Origin of the sequence: Mesorhizobium sp. SARCC-RB16n, assembly GCF_008520305.1 — a bacterium.
In the GTDB taxonomy this organism is placed as follows: Bacteria; Pseudomonadota; Alphaproteobacteria; order Rhizobiales; family Rhizobiaceae; genus Mesorhizobium.
The window spans coordinates 1-11738 of sequence record NZ_ML703259.1; the positions used below are offsets into that span (position 1 = coordinate 1).

Genomic DNA, 11738 nt, shown 5'->3' on the forward strand with positions numbered 1-11738 from the left:
GGAAGGAGCGCATTGACAGAGGCGATTAGAGAACTCCGCGGGACACGATCCTCGACCGGCTCGACACGGCGTTAGACGATGCGGGGTTCCACCATGCTGCGGTCTGTTTTGACGGATTTGCCTGTCTCGCTCCGGAACGGGCTTTGGAGCGTTTCGATCAGCTCAGTTCGCGAAAGCTGTGGGGCACAAGCAATTGGTGGCTGCACGGATTTGCCCCGTTTGGGGCCGAGAGTACACAAACGACTGTCGAGACGGTCGGAAGGACAAGGTCGAAACCGGCGCCCTGTTCGAGCTCATCGCTCTCCGATATGAGCGTCACTCCATCGCGCCAATCAGCCTTTTTCCGCATGGTCTGATCTACCGCAAGCGGTCCGCCGTCGCGCGCATCTCCGCCATGGAAGGCGCCAGCGACACACCAGACTGCGCATTCTAGCGGCGTTGGGGTAATAGTCGCCGGCGACAATTACCTGTCGCCACTCGACCGACGTCAAAACAACGCCAACCTACCGCTCAGCGGCAACTACACGCTGAGCCGTTGCCAGATCCACGGCCTCGTGATACCCAAATCACAGGCGCGCGGCCTCTACCGGCCGTCATAATTGTCGCCGACCGGTCCCCATAATCGTCGCGCCTGAACTGAAGGGATCAACATGGCCCGGGCATTTGAAGTCGAGCAAAGTCTGCACACGCTTGCTTTTCCCAAAGAAGAATATCTGAGCCGTTTGGCTCGCGTTCGGCAGCATATGTCCGAACGACGCGCGGATGTGCTCGTCGTAGATATGGTCGAGCACCTGGCCTATCTTTTTGGCTATGTGCCGCCTGCCGCCATCTACCAGCCGGCGGTCATTCCGCTTCAAGGCGATCCGGTGCTGGTTGCGCGAGCTCTCGACCTTCCGATGCTGACCGAGCAATCATGGGTATCCAATCCGGTCCTGTTCCGAGACTGGGAAAACCCTGTTGAAGTCCTTGCAAAGCTGTTGCACGACCGTGGCTGGGGCCGGTCGAACCTCGCTTTCGAACTCGATTCGCATTTCCTTCCTGCCGGCCGTTTCGAGGCGATCCAGGCAGCGCTTCCAGAGGCCCGCTTCATCGATTTTTCCTCGGTCATCCGGGAACTGCGCCTCATCAAATCAGCCAATGAAATCAAACATCTGCGTCGAGCATCGGAAATTGCAGATGCCGCCTTGATGGCTGCGATGGATGCAGCCGGCGAGGGTGTCCCAGAGCGTGAATGCGCCGCAGCCCTCTATGCGACCGCCCTCCGCATAGGGGCCGACAATGGCCGGTCTGCTCTGATGGCTTCCGGTGCGCGATCAAACTCGCTGCATGGGCGGCTTGGTAACAATGTCCTCAAGAAAGGGGACATCCTGCACGTTGAATCCGTCCCGCTCTACTTCGGTTACGGTGCCCGGATTATGCGTTCGGCGATTGTCGGGCAGCCCTCCGGCAATCTTGCCGAAGCCGGACGCAAGCTGATAGAGATCCAGGACAGGCAATATGAGCAGATGCGTCCCGGAGTAGCTTCCACCGCCATCGACGAGATCGTCAGGAAAGGCGTGCTGGATGCCGGGCTTCGGGAAACTTACGAGAATTTTACCGGCTATACCCTCGGCTATATCGGCTTGCCGGTGACCAGCGACTTTACGCGCGCGTTCCTGCCTTCTCTGGAGTGGGTGCTTGAGGAAGACATGGTGTTCCACATGTACACCTCCGCCCAGGGACTTGCGTTCAGCGATACAATCCTGATCACGGCCGACGGTTGCGAAAGACTGACCCGCACAGCCCGCCAGCTCTTTGTCAGATAACAAGATGATGTCGAAGAAACGGGTGGCATTAAGCGGGAAGTAGCCGAGTTTCTTGCTGGCAAGGCCAAACGAGATGCTTTAGTTGTTCGAGGCATTGTTGGATATAGATTCATTGATCCGCGACAAGCAGGCGTCGTAGCGCACTGGCGATAGCCGGCCTGCCTTGCTCATTCGCCACCGGGGTACGGCATTTCCTTCTTACGAGCCCGCACCCTTGGCATACGCGATGGGCGCGCCTACGGTCCGGGCGCGTAGCAGACAAAGAAGGGCGATCTGAAGCGTGCCGGAATGTCTACCGTGGTCAGCGCAACAACGGGTCCCGCCACGCCGGGTCATCAGTCGTCTGCAAACAGGGTTCACCTTCACAATGACAATACTCTTCCCCGCAAAACCATGAACTGTTCGTGCAGCTTCTGGCGGGCTGCCAGCAGAGGTTCCATGATCTCGGCCAAATCGGGGATGCCATCGACAAGTTCCCGCATCCGTTCGCCAAACTGATTACACCGACAATGCCGATCTTAGGCCCGAAGTCGCGCAGCATTTTCCTGGAACAGTTTCCGCGCAGTTAGCAAAGCCCGGCGCCTTTCACTAGCGTCTTCACGTGCACGGGTCGGAACAAGTTGACCCGCATCTCTGGCCGCCCTCTCAGCCGAGGCGGCGTTGGAAGCCGAGGACATTGACCCGATCCTCACTAGACTAGCCTACGCTCGACCGGCCGCATCCGAGTTGCGAAGACCGACCGCAAGGAACAGGGCATTACGAGAAGAGCGGAGGCGTCCGTCAACATGACATCGTTATCGAATGGAGCCCGAAATCGTTGTCATGATTTCATGATGTACGAGAGGGGGGTTCCGCAATTTTGCTAAGTTCATTGACCAAGACGCTTCGAAATTCGCTTTCGAGCGCCGGCCGCAATGGGAGATGACCGTCAGCTTGAGCCCCACCCGTGGTTTGAACCTGCGGAATACGATTTTGTGGGAATGACGGCTGAAGTCAGACATTTTATGAAATAGACGACTTACGGGCTCTGCGCTACGCTTTGACAAATGGGATACGGATGCGTACAAAAAAGGGATCCGGATGCGTACGAAATGTGCTTGGCCGCCAGTTGCCTCACGGCGATTTAGACGGGTAACGATGGCGGTCGGCCTTCGGCATTTTGCCGAAGAAGCTCAGGGAAGGAATACGGTTCGACATTGACCCTCGCCGCGGTCTCGACCTTGCTCGTTGTCTTTTCGCGTTCAGGCCTTGGTTGGGCCCTCGAAAACGCAGGAAAGCTAGCCCTAAACGAATTCTTCTATTCGACGCATCGCGATCACTTTCAACATCACCAAGAGCTTCGGTTAGCACACCGGCATTGGTAGAACCTGTGCCAGCTTTTCAAATCTTCGTTGAGGGCCACATCATGAAGAAGACCCCCGTTTTTTCTCAGGAAGAGTTCGATCGTCGCAAACACGCAATCCAAAGCGAAATGAAGCGTCGTGACGTCAGCTTGGTGTTGTTGGACCAACCCGAAACCGTTTCTCATTTCGTCGGATACGCGATGTCGGAGGGCTACCACCAATTTTGCGCCATTCCTGCAGAGGATGATCCAATCATGGTGTTGCGGTCTGTGGATGAGGGGACCTGCCAAGAATTCTCATATTTGCCGAGCGAGAATATCTTTGGCTTTCAGGATTGGGAAAGCCCGACCGAGACGCTGTTGGCTGCACTGAGAGGGAAGAGGCTTGATCCCAGTCGAATAGGAATCGACCGAAATTCTTATAACCTCACTCTGCTGCGATTTGACGCGCTGAAGGCGGCACTTAGCGCTGCGTCCTTCACGGATTTCTCGGATTTCCTCACAGAGCTTCGATCTGAGAAATCGTCAGAAGAACTGGAGCTTTTGAAGCGCTCGTCGAAGATCGCCGACGACTCCATCGTCGAACTGCTCAAGGAAATCCGATCCGGATTTAGCGCACGCGAATGCGTGGCGATTGCCTCAAGGCACGTCATTCGTTTGGGCGGAGACCTTGGAATCGTAGGCGTGGTCACTCGGGCGATCGATGACACGAAGATGCATGCGATCGTCGATGATGTCCCGCTGGCAGAGGGCGCTTTACTCCACGTCGAGCTTATCCCTCAGTTTCAAGGATACTCGTCGCGCATCATGCGCCCCGTATATTTCGGAGACGCACCGGCGCATCTCAACGAGATTGCGGACAACATCGTGAGTATCCAAGATCAGCAATTTGCCGCAATGCGTCCAGGGGCTGAGGCGTGTGACGTCGATGCGATTGTTCGCGAGGGCATGCTGAAGGCCGGACTCAAGAAGAGCTACCGAAACATTTCGGGCTACAGCCTTGGTTACTATCAGCACTTTACGTGCCGCTCCAGCGACTTTTCCTACACCTTCCGACCGAATGACCGGTGGAAGCTCCGTGAGAACATGGTGTTCCACATGTACACCGTGGGGAAAGGCTTGGCTTTCAGCGAGACAGTGGTGGTGACGGAGGATGGAGGCAAACTCCTCACACAGACCCCTCGGAAACTGCTGTCTGTCCCCGTGAAGCTGCAGAGATGATGGACTTTTTTCGGTGTTTTCAATGCAGATGGTGAAAGCGACAAGGAACGACGCGGAAGTGCTCGAACTGATGAACGAGCTTACGGGTCGCACAAAGAAACGCGCCGCGGCAGGTAGCGCGCTGGAAGGCATGCGTCTTGTCAAGGAATACCTGCCGCGCGCCTACAATGACGGTTCCGATCTTGAAGCCTTACCAACATTACGGGCGCCGCCGTCATGGGCGGCGCCGCGTTCCAGAAGGCCGGCGCGATTCATGCTCTCTCGGATCCGATCGGCGCGATCTGTAACACCCACGACGGCATGACCAATGCTGTCGTGATGCCGCAGGGTTCAATTCAGCCGCTCGGCCATCAAAGGCAAGATTGCTCGCGCGGCGGCCTATCTCGGCATTTGTGGCGGGTTCGACGTTATCTTCTGGCGCTGCGCGTCGATCTCTGGCTTCCTGATACTTGTCCGCCTTCGGCGTCGGCAACGATCGGGCGCGGTATGGGCCCGAGGCCCGAGTTGCTGCTGCCCGTCATGCTGGAGCGCATGTGGAGCGATGCGACGGAAACCCGCTTCAGCGCTCAGCGGGATGCGGCCGTCGCGATGGCCTGCGGTCCAACATGGCGAGCGTGGCGTTCCGCGCGGCCGTGCCCAGTGATGCCCTCGACCGCCAGCACATGGCGGTTCTCCTTCGGCGCATCATATAACCTTCATGTCCTTGGCAGCAGCGCCGCTGCGCTCATTGGCGCAAATCTTGCTCCTGTCGGTGATACTGCGCCCAATGCAGGAGTTTTGTCCGCACGCGAACAAGAGCCAGATTAGGACGCAGGGTCTGTTAACTCTGCCCTGTTGGAATCATCCCGAGATGGATGCACTGACGAGGCCGCAGATAGAAGCTCTTAGTGGAGAAGCGGCGGCTTGTGCTGCGTGCACGTGAGTCTTGGCAGCAAGGTGAATGAGCACGATTGGTAGGCACCGCGCAGGTGAGACCTCTTGCAGGCGCGATTGGGGTCATGCCCAATAGCCAACTCACCAAACCAATACAGCGAAAAGTCTACCAAAGGAGAACCTCGGATGCATTTTCCCAACCCATGGACTGGCGCTCTGTCACCCGGGTGCCTTTCGACACCTAAGGAGTTGGACACCGCAGGGGCTCAAGCTTTCCTGGAGCAGGCTGGAGTCCGATATGTGCTCGCGCAATTCGTTGATCTACATGGGGTCGCGAAGAGCAAAGCCGTTCCGGTGCAACATCTCGATGCCATTTTGACGGAAGGCGCGGCCTTTGCTAGTTCCGGCCTGTGCGGGCTGGGCCTCCTTCCGCACGAAGCGGAATTCATGGTGGTCTGTGAGCTCGATACGTTGATGGTGACGCCATGGGCTCCCGGATATGCTCGCATGACGGGAGTCGGCGCCGTGAAGGGAACGCCGCATCCGATCGACACGCGTAACGTTCTCAAGAAGCAGGTCGCGCGCCTTGCTCAGCGCGGCTGGACGCTCAACACGGGGCTGGAGCCCGAATTCATGCTGCTGCGGCGGGAGCCAGATGGGAAACTGTCGCCGTTCGACGGCACAGATACGCTTACCAAGCCCGCCTATGACTATCGGGGCCTCATGCGCGGGCGAATGTTCCTTGAGCGCGTAACAGAATGCTTACAGGCCGTTGGGATCGACGTTTATCAGATCGACCATGAAGACGCGAACTGTCAATATGAAATCAACTTTAAATACGCCGATGCACTAAAGACGGCTGACCAGATCATCTTCTTTAGAATGGCTGCCTCGGAAATAGCTCATGATCTCGGCGCTATTTGCTCCTTCATGCCAAAGCCGCGCAGTAATTCGACCGGCAGTGGCATGCATATTCATTGCTCCATCGCCGACGCGGACGAGCGGAATCTCTTTCACGATGATGCGGACCCGAATGGAATGGGCCTGAGCAAGCTCGCTTATCATTTCCTGGGCGGTGTGCTCGCGCATGCAAAGGGGCTAACAGCGCTTCTGGCGCCAACCGTCAACTCCTACAAGCGTCTGGTCGTCGGTGGCACGGTCTCAGGCACAACATGGGCCCCTGCCTGCATCGCTTACGGCGACAACAATCGCACCGCCATGGTCCGAATTCCCTACGGCAGGCTTGAAATTCGCACTGGCGACAGCAGCATGAATCCCTATCTCGCAACGGCCGCGCTTATTGCCGCCGGGCTCGATGGAATTGAGAAGAAGATCGAGCCAGGTGCGCCCAGAAATGTCAACTTCAACGGTCTCACGCTCGAAGCAATCAAGGAGATGAGCATAGATCTGCTTCCGCAGACGCTCACCGAAGCACTGGATGCCGTCGAAGCCGATCAGTTGTTTGCTGGCACTCTCGGCACGCCAGTCATCGAACAGTTCCTAACCCTGAAGAGATCAGAGTGGCTGGAATACCATCGCCACGTATCCGACTGGGAAATTGAAAGGTACCTCAATTTCTTTTAAACTCAGGGAACGTGAGAAATCAGTTCCCCCGCATTGCCTCAAGAAAAGTGTTACCGCGCGGGTTCGTTGCCTCACCTAAAATGTTGCCTGCGAAAGCAGCATGCCGCCACGATGCCCTGTCGACAAGCTCGATCGGGACATGTTGATGGTGTGGCTGCGGGTATCGACCGAATGTTGGGCAGCGCGTCGCAGTTTCTCGAGTTTGCGATGGGGCGCGCGTGCGGATGAAGGTTTCTCTGGGTACCGGTCGCAAGCGGTGCGGAACCCAGATAGTGAGCACGGCCTCGCCAACCGGATCCATCAGGGGCAGGAGCGAGCAGGATCAGGTCTTGCTGTGACGGTCAGGGAAGACTTCGGTCCGCCTGTCGATGTCCTCGATCCACAGGTTGCGGATTTCTCGCGGAGCTTTCATAGGTTTTTCATCCGGTCCAAGGACGCGCAGTGTAGGGGCGAGCCACCTCACTGGCAGAGGCGCACATACCGTCTTTACGAGGAAGCTGATGTTGCGACATTTCAGTGATTCTTCGGAGGACCGGATGAACATTCACAAGAATGCCCGTCTGACAGACACCGCTCGGTCGAGGGGCGTTTGTGAAGCAGTTGCTGAGCCGGCATGCGCCAAAGGCTTTCGCGTAGCCGCAGGCGTATGCCCGCGCATGATGCGCAAATGGGTAGAGTGCTTTAAGATCGAGTTATAGAGGGCTCAAGCTCCTCGCGGCGGCGGCCCTGCGGGCGTGGCGCCAGTTTGCCGATCTTCGCCCGCGCAATCCACGGATCGTGCTGGACGCTCATACGCCTACCGCGCTGCCGGTTGCCACGCCAAGATGTTCCCGTCCGAAAGCCCTCAAGACCCGCGAGTCCAGCATTCGTGGACAATGTCTGGCAACCGACACCTACGGTCGGATTGTCTAGGCCGCGACACGGCATTTTTCGACCTGACCCTGCTGCATCTGATTAACTGATTGAATCCTATACAGAACCCTTTCTGAAACCACTTCGACCAAATCGGCATGATTTTTGAAGCTCCTTGGTCGCAGTTGCCGAACTCGTCCCGCCACCTACCGCACGAACGGCCGTGGACCGCTATCGCAGAAGTCGCTGCCCTGGCCTGACGGATCAGCGAAGCCGTGCCATAGTGGAGACGTTTTATGAACGCCACATATAACGAAGCCGTACACAGCAATGTCAGTAAACATCAGGCTATAGATTCAGCAATGCTTAGCCTGCACAATTTTGGCGAATTTCTAATCAACAACTTGGGCGATCCATATGTCGGTTCACACTATGCGACTGAGGTCTGCGGCTTAGAGCGCGAAGTGGCCGACTGGGTCATGAGGATTTGGGATTGTGACGATCCTGAAGACTATTGGGGGGCTGTGGGCGCGAGCGGGACCGAGGGCAATCTTTGGGCCATGTACCTTGCGCGCGAGACGCTTGGTGATCCGGTTCTGATACACTCCACAGAGGCGCACTATTCGCTGCCAAAGGCGGCGAAGATCCTCCGGATAGAGGCGTTGACCTGCGAGGCTGACCATACCGGTGCCATCTGTCCGGACACTCTGCGGGAGGTTGTGCAGGCAAATCGCCATCGCTGCATCATTCTCGCATTGACCTGTGGAACGACGATGAAAGGGGCGCACGATGATATCGCGTTCTGCATCAGCATTCTGGATCAAGTCGGGATCGATCCGAGTCGTCGATTCGTCCACGTCGATGGCGCCCTGAATGCAATGGTCCTTCCCTTCGTCGATGGCTTGCCACGTGGTATCCGCCCCTCCTTCCGGCACGGGATCGATAGTATGTCAACCTCGGGCCACAAGATGATCGGCACGCCGATGCCGTGCGGCGTCCTCGTAGTCCGACGCGAACATGTCCGCCGCGCGGCCTCTACCGTGAGCTACTTGCGCTCTGATGATACGACCTTAATGGGGTCTCGAAACGGCCACGCCGTTCTCGCGATATGGAACCGGCTGATGCGCTTGGGCATTGCCGGTTTCCGCCATAATGCCCGAACCTGCATCGAGCGCGCGGAGGGTTTTGCGAAAGTGTTATGCTCAGCCGGCGTCCCGGTACTGCTCAATCCATACTCCTTGACGGTTGTGTTTCCGAAACCATCCGACAGGATCGTTATCGAATACCAGCTCGCATGCCACGGCAACTGGGCCCACGCGATTGTTATGCCAAACGTCAAAGCTGATCTCATTGGCCGGTTTATCAGCGATTATACTGCAGAGTTGTCCAGTAATTCTAGATAAATTGGTGTTTCATGAAAGTTGGTGATGCATGTCTTCGTCAATGTCCTCTGGATGGCAATAGAACGCATCACGTTCCGGCTTGCGGATTAACAGAAAGTCCAGAGCCGCGCGGCGGGATGTTGCTGACGACGAAATGATAGTGAGACACCACGCAGCGGTGGGATTTTGATCCCGGCGACAAAGCTCCGTTGGGATTTGTTTCACCGGTCTCCCAGCGGGAATGCGGGCCAGCGAGTCTTCAGGCTGTGCCTTTGGGTCAGCAACCTGGGCATGCATCTCTTCGACGGTAGAGGAGAGATGCATGCCGAAGCGAAGAAGGCTTACCACGAGTGCCAACGTCGTAGCGATGCAATCCAAGCTGAAATGACCTCTGTGCTCACTTGCGTAGCGAGGCTCGGCGATGGACGCGCAGCCAGCGGTATCCCTCGTTCCCGTCGCACAAGACGGTTCCGACCAACTGCTCGCGCCGGCCCGGGGCGATGAGCATCTTGTCCGGACCTAAAGGCTGGACCTCGATACCGCTCTGCGGTAGGGTGGGCGGACTAAGACCGTCGAGCCACTCCTTCAGCGGTGTCTGATCGAGCATAAGGCGCTCTCCCTCGCGACGCAGCACACGCCGTTCTAGGCGGGTGTCATAGGTCCCTAGCCAAGCATCGACATTGGCGCACGGCTGGTTTTGCGGATCGGGCGCGGCGAGACCGAAGTAGGTCTTGATCGCCCATGCCAGTAGCCGCTCCGCTGTGATCCACCCATTCACGCCGTTGGTCAGCACGGCGATCGCGAAGCGGCGCGACGGAACCATGGCGAACAAGCACGGCTGTCCGTTGGCGCCGCCGGCGTGAAAGACGATGCGTTCTCCGGGAGCGGCGTCGACCCACCAGCCCAACCCGATCTCCGGGGTGTCCCTCGAAGGACCAGCTGGCTCGAAGGCAGCTAACCGCATGGCGTCACCGAGCACCGCCGCGCCGTCCAACTGAAATCGCGCGTAGCGCACGAGGTGCTCTGCGCTGGCGATCAGGCCCCCGATCGGATTGCCACAGCGGGGCATGGCCCACGGCCGTGCGATCACGGTCTGCCCACGGCGCTCTGCGTGTCCGACGGCAAAGTTGCGGTGGAGCACGTCGTGGGCGAAGAAGCAGGTGTCGTCCAAACCGAGGGGCGTGAGAAGCGCCTCCTTGAGCACGTCTTCGTAGGGACGGCCGTGCAGCACTTCGAGGATCCGCCCGAGAACGTAGAAGGCGGCGTTGTTGTACGACCATATCCGACCCAGCGGCGTGACCTGGGGCAGTTTGCCCATCCGGGCCACCATGGTGGCCAGCGCGTCATCACCCCAGCCCGGATCCTCGTAAAAGTCTCCCTCCCAGCCGCAGCTGTGGGTCAAGCAATCGCGGATGGTCACGGCAGCCGAAACCTCTGGGTCCGCGACGGTGAACTGCGGCAGGTGGGTGCGGATCGGGTCGTCCAACCTGAGCCGTCCCTGCTCTACGAGTTGCAACACGGCGGTGGCGGTGAAAGTCTTCGTGATCGACGCGATCTGGAACAAAGTGTCGCCGCCGACCGGCTGCGGATGCAGCATATTCGTTACACCTACCCCCGTCGTCGCGGCGCAGCCGTTATGGTAGATGCCGAGGGCAATTCCCGGTATTCTATCGCGTTGCATTTCGAAATGTGCCTGGTCCAGCAGTTCCGGGTCTATGACGCAAGAGGGCAACAAAGGGGAATTGTATTTAGGCAATTTCATTGTAGCCGTTCTTTCTAGCCCAATGCTGGAGCTCGCCTCACGGCAGGGGAGTTCTTGCATCGCTCGGCTGTGGCAGATTTGAACACCGGGCGACTCGCGCACGATATTTTCTTTGCGGTGGGAGCAAATCAGCCGGAATGTCACCGTTTAGGGCGACCATCGTCGGCTGGCGGTCGCTGGCACGGCACCTTTACGATGCTTTGCCGTCTCTCACCTGGAGGCCTTAGCTGTCCGGTTGCTGTGATCCGAGTGCACCTGCCAAAGCCTCTTGTTCGCCAACTGGTGTGATCGACCAATTGATCAACTCAAAGGCACGCCGAAGTATCGCCTCCGTCTGTGCAACGGTTGGGGAAGCGGCGATGACATGTCCAATCCAGTCTCGATAGTCGCCTTTCCTGGCGATTGGCGTTTTCGGTTCAGCATAAACTTTCACCTCGGCGACACCTGACAGCGCGGCCGCCTGAGGGACACCGGCGATCCAGTCGAGGGTGCCATCGCAATCAGGAACCATGAACCGCACGCCTGCAGCCTGCGAACGCCCTTTGCGCACATCCCATTCCTCTCCGATCACGAGCTTGATGTGCTCGGTGATGACATCGATGCCGTATGCCAGCTGAATAAGTTGAGGATCGGGCATGCCGCCGAGGCGCGGATTGACCTCGATGACGACTGGACCAAGCTTCGTCCACCGAAATTCAATGCAGGTTGGCCCCCAGCCGAGACCGAGAGCTCGCAGGCAACTCAGCGAAAGATCGGCGAGACGCTCGTTCTCCTCAGCACTCAGCGAGGCCGGAAAGGTGAACTCCCGAAAAACAAAATGCGGTGGGGGACCGAACTCAGCGCTGGAAATGGCAATAACTTCATTTCCCATTATGGTAGAACCATAAAAAGGCCCTTGTGCGAATTCCTCGACCAGG

General features: G+C 57.8%; 6 protein-coding genes and 2 pseudogenes. 6 read left to right on the forward strand and 2 right to left on the reverse strand.

What is annotated here, in order from left to right; translation table 11 throughout:
* The first annotated feature begins 650 nt into the window (after positions 1–650).
* The 6 genes and pseudogenes from C7I87_RS06825 (at position 651) to C7I87_RS06845 (ending at position 9080) form a co-directional block, all read left to right on the forward strand.
* Positions 651–1805, forward strand: coding sequence for a M24 family metallopeptidase (locus tag C7I87_RS06825; RefSeq protein WP_149903483.1), 1155 nt, complete (start codon positions 651–653; stop codon positions 1803–1805).
* A 404-nt stretch (positions 1806–2209) separates the two neighbouring features.
* Entirely contained in the window at positions 2210–2374 is a 165-nt protein-coding gene (locus C7I87_RS35160) for a hypothetical protein (protein ID WP_188393763.1), read from the forward strand.
* An 836-nt stretch (positions 2375–3210) separates the two neighbouring features.
* On the forward strand, positions 3211–4368 hold the full coding sequence (locus C7I87_RS06830) for a M24 family metallopeptidase (RefSeq protein WP_149903484.1): 1158 nt from the start codon (positions 3211–3213) through the stop codon (positions 4366–4368).
* A 106-nt stretch (positions 4369–4474) separates the two neighbouring features.
* Positions 4475–4847, forward strand: a pseudogene (locus C7I87_RS06835) (iron-containing alcohol dehydrogenase); the annotation flags it as partial.
* Positions 4848–5427: 580 nt separating this feature from the next.
* A complete protein-coding gene (glnT, locus tag C7I87_RS06840) occupies positions 5428–6825 on the forward strand; it encodes a type III glutamate--ammonia ligase (protein WP_149903485.1) in 1398 nt (465 codons plus the stop codon).
* Between the two features lie 1148 nt (positions 6826–7973).
* Positions 7974–9080, forward strand: coding sequence for a histidine decarboxylase (locus C7I87_RS06845; RefSeq protein WP_149903486.1), 1107 nt, complete (start codon positions 7974–7976; stop codon positions 9078–9080).
* 376 nt (positions 9081–9456) lie between these two features.
* On the opposite strand, the gene C7I87_RS06850 is transcribed toward C7I87_RS06845, so the two are convergent.
* Both C7I87_RS06850 and C7I87_RS06855 read right to left on the reverse strand, forming a co-directional pair.
* Positions 9457–10821 carry a serine hydrolase domain-containing protein gene (locus tag C7I87_RS06850; RefSeq protein ID WP_188393764.1) on the reverse strand — a complete coding sequence of 455 codons (1365 nt, stop codon included), beginning with the start codon at positions 10819–10821 and terminating at the stop codon, positions 9457–9459.
* Positions 10822–11044: 223 nt separating this feature from the next.
* Positions 11045–11738, reverse strand: a pseudogene (locus C7I87_RS06855) (hypothetical protein); the annotation flags it as partial.